The following is a 14053-nucleotide window of genomic DNA, read 5'->3' as shown; positions in this document are numbered from 1 at the left end:
GGTTCATGGGGTTCCTGCAGGTCATGTGGCCCGTCCGGGCATTCCGGGTCCGGCGCGGCGGGGTCGCAGGAGAACCGGCATCCGCGCACGACCGCGACTTGCGGCAACTGCGCAGCCAGCGCGCGAACGATGGTCGACTTGGCGGTGCCCTTCTCTCCGCGGACGAGCACACCGCCCACTCGAGGGGACACGGCGTTGAGCACCAGCGCCAGTTTCAGGTCGTCGAGGCCGACGACCGCGCTGAACGGGTAGGTGACGATCAAGGAGTTGCCCTCCGATTGACATGGCGATCCGTGGGGATACGGACCTCGTCAGCTCGGGAGAACGGCACGGTGACTCACGGCGGATCCTCCTCAGGGATGACGCGTCCCACGACATGAGGCCGCGGCAGCCAAGCGACCTGGCTCCCGGGATCGACGTCCCGGATACAGTGGCGCGTCCGCACCGGCATCTCACCGGATTTCCCTTGGACAACCGCAAAACCTACCGGAACGTACCGTTTCCTCCCGATCGCGTCAACCAAGTGAGCATCTCCTCACATTGGCGCCCCAGGCCGCGCCTCGCCCCCTGCAAGCCTCGTTCCGAGCGCGTCTCGTTCCGGGGGTCGTCTCATTCCGGGCGGGTCTCGTGCGGGGCGTCTCATTCCGGGCACGTCTCGTCCGGGGGCGTCTCATTCCGGCACTCCTCATCCCCGGACACCCCCCGTCCCGGACACCCCCCGTCCAGGGTGCATCTCGCCCGGGAGGTCTACTCCGGGAGCCCGTCTCCCGGGAAGCCGCGCGCGGGATGCACCTCGTACGTGAAGACACCGGCACGGACACCCGGATCCTCGTCCATGAGCGCCCGTACATCCTCGACCGAGCCATTGAAGATTCCGACGCCGCATAGCTCAGAGTCGTCCATGACCGGCAGCACAACCGATAGGAGCCCATCCGCCCGCAGGGCGAAGTTGCGCCGTGCGTGCTCCCAGATGATGGCGTTGCTGCCCTCCTTGCCATATCCGTCGGCCGCTTTGAGCAGTACCACGGCGTACTCCCGCGAGCGGGTCATGTGCTCCCGCATGTACGCGTCGCTGATCTCCGTCATCCCGAACCTCCGTCATCCCGGTACGCCCGGTTGGGCCAGGCGGCCATCGCGTTGACGCTCATGGTGACACGCGAACCTGTCGGCACTCTGGCAGGCGGCCAGCCACGTGGACCGAGCAAACAAGGCGAACGAAGGCGAACAAGGCGGGCAGGGCTCCAGCTGCACGATCAGAACGGCGGAACGTCCCGCAATAGGGGTGCCGTTCCACCCCCTATCGAGTTTCCGCCCTCGCCACAACCGGCGCTCCCCCCTCCAACCTCTAGATCGTCCGGATCCGCGTCCGAGGCGGGATCGGGTTCCGGTCGAGGTTCGGTGGTCATGATCGGGGCGTCGTCATCGGCAAGTGGCCCGCTTGGAACGTGCGGCCAGTTACGAGGCTCGGGCCGCGGCATCGGAGTCATGATCGGCGGTAGCCGGGAGGGGTAGTCATGACCGAGAGGGCTGGTCCAGATGATGAGTCCGGGCTCGGCCATGGTGACAAGCCAGCCACCTTGGTGTTTGGCACGATGATCGTGTCGGCAGGCCAGATGCAGGTTGCCCTCGTCGCTGGGCCCCCTATCCACCCAGTCGACGATGTGGTCCTGGTCGGTCTTGGTCGCGGGCACGCGGCAGCCCGGCCGGGAGCACACCCGGCCGCGGATCTGGATGTGTCGTCGTAACATCGCATCCGCCTGCCGCCGATCCCTGCCCGATGCCCGGCCCTCCCGCCTATTTCCGCTCGATCGAGTGTCGCCGTCTCTCACGGCTGAAGCGGCGGCCTGCCTGGCGAGATCTGCGAGGACGCCGGCCCACTCACCGAATTCCCCAGGCTCGCGGGCAAGGTGGTCCAGGCACCGTTTGGTGATCTGCAATTCCACGATGCCGCCGCGCCGAGCGTCACGTAGCGGGCGAGCATGAGAGGCGACTGGGCGATAGCGGGTTATCCCGGTGTGCAACAGCCGGCCGTCGTCGCCACAGATCGCGAACCGCCACTCGCCCGCTGCCATGTCGGCCACCATGCGGCGTGCCAGGCCGGCATGGACCATTCCCCACCCGGGCACCTCCGCCGGATGTTCATCCAGACCGAGGAGAGTGGTCAGCTCAATGCGTACCTCACCGACCGCCCACCCCTTCGCCGCCGTCTCTCGGCCGGGCACGCCGTCATTGTCTGGGTCAGCGCTGCGACTGACGTCGGGAGATGGACCTGCTCGCCGGTGAGCGTTCGGCCGTTCGTCGTGCTCGGCCGGTTCCGGCGACCCGGCAGCCGATGTCGAATCCGGCCCATCGCCCGGTGGGCGGCTCGGCGCGATGGCGTCACCGCAGGGCTCGTCATCACCGTGGTCGCCCCCGGATCGGGGACTGGTCTCATCAAGACGGGCCTCATCAACGGGGCCGGACCCGGTGCCGCCGACAACGGCGCCCTCATGGGCCGGCTCGGCACGGCTCTCCGGCCGAATATCACCGTGACTATCGGGCTGGCGCCCGCCCTGGTTCTCGCCGCGCTCGGCGTCGGCGTCGGCGCGACCCTGGCGGGGGCCGTTTCTGGTGGCATTCGCGCGTTTGGCGCGGCCGTTTTGGGTGTTATTCCTGGTCCCACGGGCGTCTCCGGTGGCGCTCGCACGAGCCGAGTTCTCAGTCGAGTTCTCAGCCGAGTTCTGATTCGAGCACGGAACAGGGTCGGAATCAGGATCGGCAGGAGATTCCGAGTCGACGAACGGATGGGCCAGCACATGAGCCACCACCTGCTCGTCCGTCAGCCCTTCAAACGACCCGTCCAACGACCCCAGGAACAGATCCACACGGATGTGATCAATGGACCGACCGTCGCCCGCGCGCTTGCAGCCACGCGCCAACTCATCGATCCGGTCGCACCCGGCCGCCGCCCGATCCATCGGCAGGTCCAGCCCTGACACGGTCGCAGTGCCGTCCTCCTGACGAACCCCGATCACCCGGCGGCGCCGCACCGCCTCCCGATACCGCTTCTCCGCCCACTGCGGATCGATCGCCAACACCAGTCGCTGAATCTGCTCGACCAGCTCTCCGACCGTCCACCTCGACGCCTGCGGCAGCAGGAGCTCACACACTCGGGCGGCCTGGTCACTGGTCAGCCCGGCCGTCCAGCGGATGAACGCCACCGCCCGAGGCTCATCCAGCCGTCCCGCCAGCATCTCCTCCCCCAACATCGGCAACCGCCGATGCACATCCCACGCCCGCTCGAACGCGGCATCCGACCGGCGCCGCGACCAGACCAACGCCGCCCGCACCTCATCGGGGCCGAATTCATCCGGGACCTCCAACCGGCGCACCGAATCACCCGAGAACGGCTCCCTCAGGCCCACCTCCAACACCACCTGGAGGAATCGCGCCCGCTCATGGCACAACTGCCGATACGCCGCCTTCAGGACCTCAACGGCGTCGAACCCCGAGACCTGAGCGACATCGCATCCCTCCAACATCCCGCCCAACTCGGCTCCGGCCGGCATCGCGGTCAGGCCGGCCGGAATTGGGAGCGGGAGCACGCGATCACCGCCGGTCAGCCCAGGGCACCCCGACGACAACCAGCCGGGCCCACCGGGAGCAGCATCGGGACTGTCCGAGGGCGACGCCGTGGAATCTCCCGGAAGCGCGCTCGGAAACTCGCGCGAGAACGACTCAAAAGAAGCAGACGATGCGGAAGGCGAGCCCGAGGGCGATACATGAGGCGTGGCCGACGGCGGTGCAACTGGGGTGAATGTGGGTGAGGCCGAGTCCGGAGCTTGGGCCGCAGCCGACGCTGGAACTGGGGATGAAGCCGAAGCCGGAACATGAGGCGCGGCCAAGGGCAGGGCCGAGGGCGTGGCAGAGGACGGCGCGGAAAGCTGCCCACACCCCTGCGACAAGCCGTACACGGCGGGCCCTCCTTGCCGGAGACGAAAACGACGGACTGCGGTTCCCGGCCGCCCGGACCGGGACGTTCTCTGCAGGCATCGACGACTTCATCACACGGCGTACGGCCAAAAACGGCCCGCCAATCAAGCTCACCTGTAACGGCTAGCCCAACCATATATCGAACACACGATCGATGCAAGGTCGCTGAGCTGCGGATCCAGCTCCCGGCCAACCGTTTCTCGCACCGAGCCGACCCGGACCGCGCACCAGGCCTCCGAGCGGAGGCCTCATGCCGCCCATGCCCTCCGCTCCGATTCCATAGGGCATCCCGCGCAAGTCGATCAAAGCGAGAATCCCCTATGGGGACCTCGCATGGGATCCCAGGAACGCCAGACCTAGGCTGCTGTTTCAGAGGGACACCACCTGAGGGACACCGACTCCGCGACGCGACGGAGGTGAGCCGAATGAATGACTTCCGCGTCTCGACCGAGATTCACCCGCCTTTCACCGTCATCAACGTGTACGGCGAGCTCGACATCGCCACAGAACCGGAGCTACGCAGGCGGGTCGAAGGGATCCTCGACCATCCGACGGCGCGGCTGCTCTTCGACCTCAGCGACGTGGAGTTCCTCGACAGCACGGGGCTTCAGATCATCTTTGACACCTATGTCCGCCTGGGCCGAGGACACCGCGTGGCCGTCTGCGGTCTCTCTCCTCGGGTCAAGAAGGTCTTCGACGCCCTTGGCCTTTCAGATGAAATCGACATATATGCCGACTGCGTGGATGCGTTTTCACATCCGGACGCCGGCCTCTCGTAGGCGTACCAGCCCGCGGCAGACAGCGGCCCCCGCGCCCGCCTCACCGGCCGTGTCCTCGAAGGAACGCGGGCAGGCGACACGGCACGCCTACGCGGTGTGGAAGTGGCTGAGCGAGCTGGACATGCCGTGACGAGCTGGGCATGACGCCTCACAAGCTGGACATGCCGTGGCAAGGGCTGAGCCTCCGGAAACCGCGGAAGTTCGCGGAAATCTCGGAACCCGGCATCCGCAAGGTCCCGCAGAACGAACAAGAACGGCCGGTGATCAGGCCATAAGGCCCGAATCACCGGCCGTTCTCGCCGTCCGGCCAAGATTCAGCCGGCGTCCATCGCCCAACCGCCGCTCAGCGCCGTGCCGGCGTCCAACGGCACGCCGCGGAGCATCGTTCAGTTGGTGATGAGATCGAAGGACTCCCAGGGGCCGATCGCGTCACGGTTGGCGATCAACGGCTGGGCGCCGCCACCGTCCGCGCAGACATATCGGTTGTTGACCGTCGCCTTGAGGCTGATCGTGCCGTCCGGGTTGTTGATCTGCTGGAAGGTCTCCCACGAGCCCGACGTCGGCCGGTTGGCGATCAGCGCCGCGGCCCCGGCGTTTTCGGCGGAGACGAACTGGTTGTTGCCCTTGGCCCGCAGGGCGATGTTGCCGTTGCCCAGGTTGACCTTCTCGAACTGCTCGCTCGTCCCGATGGCCGTCTTGTTCGCGATCAGCGGCGAGCCGGTGGGCGCGGTGACGTACAGGTTGTTGGCCCGGGAGCGCAGGCTGATCGTCCCGGCGCCGGAGCCGCCGCCGGTGGTGACCCGCACGGCGTCGACCATGCCGACCGAGGTCGACTTGTTGACGATCTTCAGGGTGTGCTGTCCGTTGGACAGCCCGGTCTTGCTGTACACGACCTGCTGGACCTGGCGGCCGCCGCCGACGTTGAGGTTGACGTTGGTCTGGAAGACGTTGTCGATGTAGACGTCGACGTTGCCCATGTCGCTGTGGCGCTCGGACAGGTAGTCGATCCCGGTCCCGGTGAAGGTGTACGTGGCGGTGGCGCCGACGGTGTTGGTGTGGTGGGTGTCGTCGTTGTAGTCGCCGTAGCCGCGGGCCGTGGTCTGGTGCCAGTTGGCGTCGTAGGTCAGCTCGGTGTCGTTGATCAGCGAGTTCGAGGTCTGCCCCGCGGTGCCCAGAGCCGATGCGGTGCCGCTCAGGGTCTTGACGCCCTGGTTGGCGGTGCCGGTCAGCGTGGTCGAGGTGTAATTGCTGAGCGGCTTGGCCGTGCGCTCCACGACGTAGACCGTGTTGGCCGCGGTCGGGAAGGTGACCTCACCACTGGAACTGGTCGTGATGATCGCGTTGTCGGACGTCCTGCGGACCCGGACCTGCTGGGTGCCCCAGGGGTTGACGACCGTGGCCTGCTTGCCGTACTGGCTCTTGAGCCCGACGTACTTGATCTCGCCGGCCTCGCGCTCGGAGCTGACGAGGAAGCCGTCCTTGGCCAGCAGGGTGAACTTCCCGACGAAGGAGGAGTCCGTGGGCGCGGCGGGGAACACGCGGATCTTGTCGTTGTAGCTCTGCAGCAGCGACTCGTTCATCGCCGTCAGGTGCACGCCGAGGTACTCGAAGACGCCGTTGGTGTTGTTGGTCATGCCGTTCGGGTAGTTCTGGTACTTCTGCAGCATCGTCTTCATGCCGTTGTACGCCTGGTCGCCGAGGCCCAGCCGGGCGGCCTGGACGGCGTCGTTGGCCCACACGTTGCCGTACGGGAACGGCCGCTGGTTCCAGGTGTTCAGCGCGGTCTGGTAGTCGGAGGAGCCGATACCGGTCAGGTCGTACGGCCAGATCAGCTCCGACGAGACGTTCTCGCCGTTGCGCGTCTGCGAGATCGGCGGCTGGTGCGGCTGGTAGGCGCCGTTGGACACGACGTACGGCACGAGGCGGTCGAGCACGTTCTGCCACGTCGACCGCAGCCCCGCGTCGACGCCGAGCTGCTGGCTGACCTGGATGGTCAGCGGGAAGATGCTGCGCACGGCGGCCAGGTCGGTGATCGCGTTCTTGACGTTCCAGTACGTCTCATGCGAGTTCGAGTTGGCCATGTAGTACGTGTCGTTGCTCGTGTCGTGCGTCAGCATCGCGGAGTAGAACTTCGCGGTCTCGCGCATGAACGGATAGGCCACGTTCTGCAGGTAGTTCGCGTCGTTGGTGTACCGGTAGCGCATGTACATGCTGTAGGCGGCCTCGTAGCCCGTCGACAGGATGTTCTTGGTGTAGTCGCTGCCGGTCGTGCCGCGCGCGTTGCCGTCCCAGCCCATGGTCTCCGGCACCCACAGGCCGTCCACTCCGTACCGCGTCTGCGTGTACGCCTTCAGCGCGTTGTAGTTACGGCTGTAGAGGTTGTTGTGGCGGTCCATCAGGTCGGAGTGGTTGGACGACAGGAAGGACAGATAGACGTCGCGCTGGTTCCAGTACCAGTACGCGTTGCTCCACTTGCTCTGGTCCTGGGTGGCGCGGAAGACGCCGTTGATGAAGTGCGCCGGGTAGTTGCCGAACCCCGCCGCCGCGATCATGTACGTGCTCAGGTAGTAGACGTTCTCCATGTAGTCGGCGTCCTTGGAGCCGTTGGAGTACTGGACGAACGACTTGTTCCAGAACGAGTGCCAGAAGTTCTTGTAGTTGTTGAACGTCGTGGCGTAGCCGGTGGCCTTGACCGAGGCGAGTTGGTTGCGCGCCTGCGTCACCGAGTCGCGGTTGGGAGCGTTGATCCTGCTCGCCGCGGTGAGCCAGATCGTGTAACTGGAGGTGGGCGTGATGTTCAGCCGCACCTTCCGCCCGTCCACGACCTGGGTGGTGAAGTTCGCGCCCTCCACGGTGGCCGCCATCGAGTAGCCGAAGCCGTTGGCGTCGGTCTGGCCGCGGCTGAAGCCGGCGACGTTGGCGTCGGAGAACGTGGAGATGGTCTTCCAGGTGTTCAGGTCCGGCACGTCGGCCATGTTCGTGACGGTCGCCGGGTCCCACATGCTCAGGTCGAACGCCACGCTGGAGACGCCACCGCGGCTGTCGTCCACGTGGATGCCCATGACCTCGGAGTTGGGCGATCCCATGATGGTGACGGTGCGGTTGGTGTCGTACTTGGTGGTCAGGGTTCCGTCGTAGAGCGAAAGCCGCTGCTGGTAGTTCGTGTATCCGGTGTCCATGCCCGGGTTCGTGTACAGGTTCGCCGTCCCCGCGGCGTACGCCGACTGTTCGGACAGGTCGACGCCCGACACCTGCATCGTCAGCCCGTTCTGGTTCCACACCATGGCGCCCGTACGGCCGTTGCCGACGGTCAGCCCGTACAACGGGTTGGTGTTGGGACGGTTGTAGACGATGTCGTGCTTGGACATGTAGTTGGCGTAGTCGACCTTGAGCGTTCCCGCCGTCTGGTCGAAAGCCGAGTCAGTGGTCGAGGCCTGCGCCGGTGCGGCCAGGCCACCCGCCGCCAGTGAACCGGCGAGAAGTAATAAGGAAAGGGAACGCAGCAACCTCATCTACATGATCTCCCTTACTCGCTGCTGCTGTGACGCCACCTGGCAGCGGCCTCGCCTGGCCGTACCTCGATCGATCGCATGACTCACCCCCAACAAGATCATCAAGGGTGTGAGGGATGCAAAACCTGGCAGGGGGACGGCTCCACCGCCGCCGCCGGTGATCGGCGACCGGCGACGGCGGTTTCACCGCCCCCCTGCGCAGCGAAGACCGGTGCGAACCGGCACGGATTCGGCACCCGAGCCAGTCGCACCCATCACAGCTGCAGACTGTTACGCGTAGTTAACATTGGATGTCTGGAGGCGTCAAGAGACGCCGAGACGCCCAATTCACGGGCCCAAATCGGGCATTTGTTGGGCTACGGCCAGCTATCTGGGCGGATTTCGTCTAGCGGCAGCAAACAGTTACGGACGCCGGTCAGAAAATACATCCGATGTATCAAGATCAGCTGTGAGCGCGCCGGCCTTGCACCGGTCCACCCCGGCACCCGGGCGGCACACGCCCCGCACGACCGCGGGGTCCGGCGCGACTCGTCGTGTCTCAGCCGCATCTCACCGCGTCCGACGGCGCCTTTCGGCGTCTCAGCGGGGTCTCCCCCGGGGTCTCTCGGCGTCTGGCCGCCTGTCTCACCGGACGATGCTGTGCTTGCTCTTCGGCAACGCCTCGATCATCGACCGCGGCACGTTGAGCGTGTCGGCGCTGACTTGCGGCGGAGTGTTGGCCATCCACTGCATGGCTGAAATGTCCTCGAAACGCGGATTGCGGAACATCTCGAGGAACACCAGCGGCTCCTTCCCGAGATTCTCGATGTAGTGCCCGTAGGCGAACGGGACGTAGCCGACGTCGCCCGGCTGGAAGTTGAACGTGCGCGACAGACCCGAACTGGCGAACACGCCCATCCGGCCGAACCCGGAGATCCAGTACTGCCACTCGTCGTCGGTCGGATGCCAGTGCAACTCGCGCAGACCGCCCGGCTCGATCTCCACCAGAGCCGCCGAGATGGTGGTGGCCGCCGTGAAGGTCCTCGAGTCGACGATCCGCACCGTGCCGCCGTCGAACCGGATCGGCTCCTGGGAGAGCATCCGGTGCTTGAAGGTCCGGGGTACGTCACCGGTGGGGCTGACCACCCGGTCGGACTCCAGGGGAGGCGGCACCTCGCCCCGGAAGATGTACTTCTCCTTCTCCGGCATGTTCGCCATCTGCTGCATCGTCCAGCCGAAGTTCTTGGCCAGCACGCTCTTGGGCGTGTGCGCGAAGAAGTCGCTGATCATGAAGGTGGAGTTCTCGGAGAACGAGCCGTCATCGAAGACCAGCAGGAACTCCACCCCCTCGTCCAGCGCCTGGATGTAGTGCGGGACGCCCTTGGGGAAGAACCACAGGTCCCCCCTCTGCACGTCGTCGACGAAGTTGCAGCCCTCCTGGTCGACCGCGCCGATCCGGCAGCTGCCCTCCAGGACGTAGGCCCACTCGGCCTCCTTGTGCCAGTGCAGCTCCCGGTAGGCACCCGGGTTGAGGTGCATGTCGACGCCGGCCAGCGTGGTGGCGATCGGCAACTCGCGCGCGGTCACCTCCCGGGTCCAGCCGCCCTCCTCGATCCGGGTGTGCGCCATGGAGAAGGAGAACTTCATGTTCGGCAGGGTGCCGTGGTCGGTCTCGGGCGGCGTGAGCAGATCCGGGTTCTGGCGGTCCAGCTCGATGTTTCGAGGGCCCGTGTCGATGCCGCCCTGCCCGTTGCGTTGCGGCTGCGGAATGTTCTGGAAAGTACGGTCAGACATGCGAGCTCATCCTTTTCTGGCGTGCGGACAACATGCGGGACAACACGCGGACGACGTGCGGCAAAACGAGCGGGACAGTGCGCGGGAAAACGAACAGGACAGTGCGCGGGAAAAGCAGCGGGACAGTGCCCTCAGGCCTCAGAAGAAGAGCGTGAACGGCAGGCAGACACCGAGACCGGCGACGACAGCGCCCGTCGCTCCCGCGATCCGGGTGGTCAGCGGTGCGTTGACGAGCGGGCCCATCAGCGAGCGGTCCCGGCAGAACCAGACCAGCAGGAACAAGGCCACCGGCACGCCCAGCGAGATCACCACCTGACTGGCGACCAGCAGGCCGGTCAGCGGAACGCCGAGAGTGAGCGCGAGGACGGCCGGGGCCATCGTCACGATCCGCCGTACGTGCGCGGGCACCCGCCACCCGAGGAATCCGTGCATCACCACGTCGCCGGCCAGCGTCCCGACGCCGGAGGAGGAGATCCCCGAGGACAGCAGCGCCACGGCGAACGCCAGCGCGGCGAGGCCGCCGATCCTGCTCGCCAGTTCCCCGTGCGCGGCGACCAGGTCGCCGGTCCAGGACCCGCCCGTCGCCGCTCCCAGTCCGGCGCCCAGAGCGATCATCGACACGTTGACCACCGTGGCGATCCCGAGGGCGAGCACGCAGTCCAGCCGCAGGGCGCGGCGCACCAGTCCGGGGTCTCTCCTGGCCGCCTCCGCCGACAGGCCCCGCCCCTGGACCAGGGCGGAGTGCAGGTAGACGGCGTGCGGCATGACGGTCGCCCCGACGATGCCCATGGCCAGCACCAGTGAGTCCGCGCCGTGGAAGCCCGGCAGGAGCCCTCCGGCGAGCCCCGCGGCCGACTGGTTTCCGACCACGAGGATGTCGTAGCCGATGCCCGTACCCACCAGCAGCAGCGCGGCGGCGCTCATCAGCTCGAATCGGCGGGTACGGCCCTGCCGCCGCAGTTCCAGCAGCAGCAGCGACACCACCGCGGTCACGGCCGCCGACATCGCCACCGGCATCCCGAACAGCAGGCGCATCCCGATGGCGGCGCCGACGAACTCGGCGAGATCGGTGGCCAGCACGACCACTTCGGCCTGGACCCAGAGCAACCGGGTCCCCCACCGGGGGAGCCGTTCGCGGCACAACTGGGGCAGGCTCTTGCCTGTGGCCGTGCCGAGCTTCGCCGCCTGGAACTGGACGAGGATCGCCACCAGGCTGGCCATCACGACCACCCAGACGAGCAGATAGCCGTACGTCGCTCCCGCCGTCAGGTTGGTGGCCACGTTTCCCGGGTCGACATAGGCGATCGCGGCCACGAAGGCGGGGCCGAGTATCGGTGCGACCCGCGAAGCCGTTCTCGGCGCCGCGGGGCGGTCGCCCGTGGACGATCCGGGTGCCGCGAGGCGGTCGCCCGTGGACGATCCAGGTACCGCGGTGCTGCTGCGAACGATCACGTACCTTTCCCCATTCAGGTAGATGTCCGATAAATCAGCGTTTCCAGTTGAATTGATAGAGAAGGGATTTGAGTCACGAATACCCGGCCGAAGAGGCGGCAACACGGTGCGAGGCATCAGAAGAAAGTAAATAGGCGGCAGGATAATGAGAAACAGCGAGTTCTACACTAAATCGGAATTTTCGTAAATCACACCCGACCGACCTGCCGGACAAATAATCCCTCTTCCCCTAATACGCGAATAAGAGAGCTACCGGGTCACCCGGGACGAACCCCCCAGCAGAGCCTCGCCAGACTGGAAGGAGGGACATCGCCGAGGGGAAGGGCAGACGACATGACCACCGAATCCACGGAGAAGGTCTCGTGGTCGGGCAGGTACTTCGAGGATTTCGCGGTCGGCGACGTGTACCGGCACCCGCTCGGACGGACGATCACCGCCACGGACAACGTCTGGACGACTCTCCTGACCCAGAACACGATGCCGATCCACTTCGACGCGCACTACGCCTCGCAAACCGAGTTCGGCCAGAGGCTGGTGGACTCGACATTCACCCTGGCGCTGGTCACCGGCCAGAGCGTGACGGACGTGTCCCAGCACGTCATGGCCAACCTCGGCTGGGACAAGGTACGGCTGCCGCATCCGGTGTTCGAGGGCGACACGATCTACTCGCAGTCGGAGGTGCTCGCGCTCAGACAGTCGCGGTCGCGTCCGGGTGTGGGGATCGTGACCGTTCGCACCGTCGGCTTCAACCAGCGCGGTGAGATCGTCATCGTCTTCGAGCGGACCATGATGGTCTACCGGCGCGGCCACGGGCCCGACGTGACGGCCGTACGGCCGGTCTGGGACGAGCAGGCGCTCCGGGCGGTGGGCCGATCATGAGAACGCGCTCCTGGCTGTTCACACCCGGCGATCGCCCGGACCGGTTCGCGAAGGCGGCGGCGAGCGGCGCCGACGTCGGCATCCTCGACCTCGAGGACGCGGTCGCCCCGCAGAGCAAGACGGCGGCGAGGACCGCCGTCGCGGACGCTTTGGGCTGGCACGGGGCATACGTGCGGGTCAACGGCGTGGACACCGCATGGCATGACGACGACATGGCCGCGATCGCCGGCCGTCCCGGTCTGCTCGGCGTCTTCCTTCCCAAGGTGGAGGGGCCGGCGGACCTCGAGGGGCTCGGCGTCCCGGTGATCGCACTCGTGGAGACGGCCGCCGGCCTCGAGAACGCCGCGCTCATCGCGGCGCATCCGGCGACGGTACGGCTGGCCTTCGGCAACGTCGACTTCAGCCTCGACATCGGCGCCACGGACGAGGATCTCCTGTATGCGCGGTCCCGTCTGGTGGTGGTATCCCGGGCCCACGGGATCGCCGCGCCGATCGACGGGGTGACGACCGACCTGTCCGATCCGGCGCGGACGGCAGCCGACGCGCGGCGCGCCCGCCGGCTCGGCTTCGCCGGCAAGTTCTGCCTGCACCCGCGTCAGGTCGAGCCGGTCAACCGGGCGTTCTCCGTGACCGACGCCGAACTCGACTGGGCACGCCGGGTCGTCGAGGCGGCCACGGGCGGCGGGGCCGTACGCGTCGACGGCCAGATGATCGACAAGCCGCGGCTCGAACTGGCCCACCGCCTGCTCGCCCAGGAGGAGTCGTGAACAGCGAGGAGTCGTGAACCAGCGACGAGTCGTGAACCAGGGACGAGTCGTGAACCAGCCCGCCGATGTGCTCGACCAAATCCCGCCCGGCGCGGACGTGATCGTGCCCATCGGGCTCGGCGAGACGAGGCCGTGTCGATGTTGCCGGCCGCGTGGGTCAACGACCCGCGCGTCATCGCCAGGGAGCCGAACTTCGTCTCGATCAACGCCACCAGTGAGGTCGACCTCATGGGCCAGGTCGCCAGCGAGACCATCGCCGGGCGCTACTGGTCCGGCTCGGGCGGCCAGACCGACTTCGCCCGGGGCGTGCAGTACTCCGAGGGCGGCCAGGTGTTCCTGGTGCTGCACTCGACCACGAGCGCCGGACTGGGAAGGATCAACGTACGGCTCACGCCGGGCAGCGTCGTGACCACGCTGAAGAACACCGTCGACAAGGTCGTGACCGAGCACGGTGTCGCCGAGTTGCGCGGCAGAAGCCTGTCGGCGCGCGCGAGAGCGCTCATCGAGATCGCCCATCCCGACCATCGCGAACGGCTCCGCCACGAGGCGGGGCAGGCCGGCCTGCTGAGCTGACCAGGCACGGGCAGACCGACAGGGTCATCCCCGTCGTCGTCCTCACCAGAACGCAGGAACCGCCTGTCACAGGGACTTGACAGGCCTATTGACAAAGAAACTTTACAGTAATACGTTTCCCGGCGGCGGCCTGGCCACAAGCCGGGCGCCGCCGTACCCGCCCGCCCGGACGGCGCACCCGGGCGGTGATTCGCCTGCCTTTCAGAGGGCTTCACCTACTCAGAAGGCTTCACCAGCTCAGGGCTTCACCGACCGCACCCGTCCGTGGGCGTCTCCTGCCGCCCGCGGACGGGCGAAGCACGACGTCCGCCATGTGCGCACCGGACTGCGGGGCGTACCGCGGCAA

The 14053-nt window shown here is 66.8% G+C and carries 9 protein-coding genes and 1 pseudogene; 4 read left to right on the top strand and 6 right to left on the bottom strand.

Annotation, left to right across the window (positions count from 1 at the left end; genetic code table 11):
* From Pmi06nite_RS13555 to Pmi06nite_RS13545, 3 genes and pseudogenes are all read right to left on the bottom strand, one after another.
* A pseudogene (locus tag Pmi06nite_RS13555) lies at nt 1-260 on the bottom strand (magnesium chelatase); the annotation flags it as partial.
* Nucleotides 261-747: 487 nt separating this feature from the next.
* Nucleotides 748-1086 carry a YciI family protein gene (locus tag Pmi06nite_RS13550; RefSeq protein WP_203953321.1) on the bottom strand — a complete coding sequence of 113 codons (339 nt, stop codon included), beginning with the start codon at nt 1084-1086 and terminating at the stop codon, nt 748-750.
* A 167-nt stretch (nt 1087-1253) separates the two neighbouring features.
* Entirely contained in the window at nt 1254-3584 is a 2331-nt protein-coding gene (locus Pmi06nite_RS13545; protein WP_203953320.1) for a DUF222 domain-containing protein, read from the bottom strand.
* A gap of 813 nt (nt 3585-4397) precedes the next feature.
* Between Pmi06nite_RS13545 and Pmi06nite_RS13540 the strand changes: the two genes are divergently transcribed.
* Complete coding sequence (locus Pmi06nite_RS13540) at nt 4398-4751, top strand: STAS domain-containing protein (protein WP_203953319.1); 354 nt, start codon at nt 4398-4400, stop codon at nt 4749-4751.
* Nucleotides 4752-5137: 386 nt separating this feature from the next.
* Here Pmi06nite_RS13540 and Pmi06nite_RS13535 read toward each other — a convergent pair whose 3' ends face one another.
* From Pmi06nite_RS13535 to Pmi06nite_RS13525, 3 genes are all read right to left on the bottom strand, one after another.
* Complete coding sequence (locus Pmi06nite_RS13535; RefSeq protein WP_203953318.1) at nt 5138-8263, bottom strand: glycosyl hydrolase family 95 catalytic domain-containing protein; 3126 nt, start codon at nt 8261-8263, stop codon at nt 5138-5140.
* A 624-nt stretch (nt 8264-8887) separates the two neighbouring features.
* The gene (locus Pmi06nite_RS13530) at nt 8888-10036 is read right to left on the bottom strand and encodes an oxalate decarboxylase family bicupin (protein ID WP_203953317.1); all 1149 of its coding nucleotides are present in this window, start codon (nt 10034-10036) and stop codon (nt 8888-8890) included.
* Between the two features lie 138 nt (nt 10037-10174).
* Entirely contained in the window at nt 10175-11488 is a 1314-nt protein-coding gene (locus tag Pmi06nite_RS13525) for an Nramp family divalent metal transporter (protein ID WP_203953316.1), read from the bottom strand.
* A gap of 333 nt (nt 11489-11821) precedes the next feature.
* On the opposite strand from Pmi06nite_RS13525, the gene Pmi06nite_RS13520 reads away from it, so the two are divergent.
* From Pmi06nite_RS13520 to Pmi06nite_RS13510, 3 genes are all read left to right on the top strand, one after another.
* Nucleotides 11822-12367 (top strand): MaoC family dehydratase, encoded by a 546-nt coding sequence (locus Pmi06nite_RS13520; protein ID WP_203953315.1) that lies wholly within the window; start codon nt 11822-11824, stop codon nt 12365-12367.
* Complete coding sequence (locus Pmi06nite_RS13515) at nt 12364-13134, top strand: HpcH/HpaI aldolase/citrate lyase family protein (protein WP_203953314.1); 771 nt, start codon at nt 12364-12366, stop codon at nt 13132-13134. Before Pmi06nite_RS13520 ends, Pmi06nite_RS13515 begins: the two co-directional genes overlap by 4 nt.
* Before the next feature lie 132 nt (nt 13135-13266).
* Nucleotides 13267-13707: an acetyl-CoA hydrolase/transferase C-terminal domain-containing protein gene (locus Pmi06nite_RS13510; protein WP_203953313.1), complete on the top strand. Its 441-nt coding sequence runs from the start codon at nt 13267-13269 to the stop codon at nt 13705-13707.
* Nucleotides 13708-14053 lie beyond the last annotated feature (346 nt).

The organism is Planotetraspora mira (assembly GCF_016863275.1).
In the GTDB taxonomy this organism is placed as follows: Bacteria; Actinomycetota; Actinomycetes; order Streptosporangiales; family Streptosporangiaceae; genus Planotetraspora; species Planotetraspora mira.
Note: the sequence above shows the minus strand (reverse complement) of the source record. Positions and strands in the feature narration are given on the sequence as shown.

Coding starts and splice junctions, on each gene's coding strand:
- Pmi06nite_RS13515 (WP_203953314.1), top strand. CDS start 12,364: ATGAGAACGCGCTCCTGGCTGTTCACACCCGGCGATCGCCCGGACCGG.
- Pmi06nite_RS13540 (WP_203953319.1), top strand. CDS start 4,398: ATGAATGACTTCCGCGTCTCGACCGAGATTCACCCGCCTTTCACCGTC.
- Pmi06nite_RS13550 (WP_203953321.1), bottom strand. CDS start 1,086: ATGACGGAGATCAGCGACGCGTACATGCGGGAGCACATGACCCGCTCG.
- Pmi06nite_RS13535 (WP_203953318.1), bottom strand. CDS start 8,263: ATGAGGTTGCTGCGTTCCCTTTCCTTATTACTTCTCGCCGGTTCACTG.
- Pmi06nite_RS13530 (WP_203953317.1), bottom strand. CDS start 10,036: ATGTCTGACCGTACTTTCCAGAACATTCCGCAGCCGCAACGCAACGGG.
- Pmi06nite_RS13520 (WP_203953315.1), top strand. CDS start 11,822: ATGACCACCGAATCCACGGAGAAGGTCTCGTGGTCGGGCAGGTACTTC.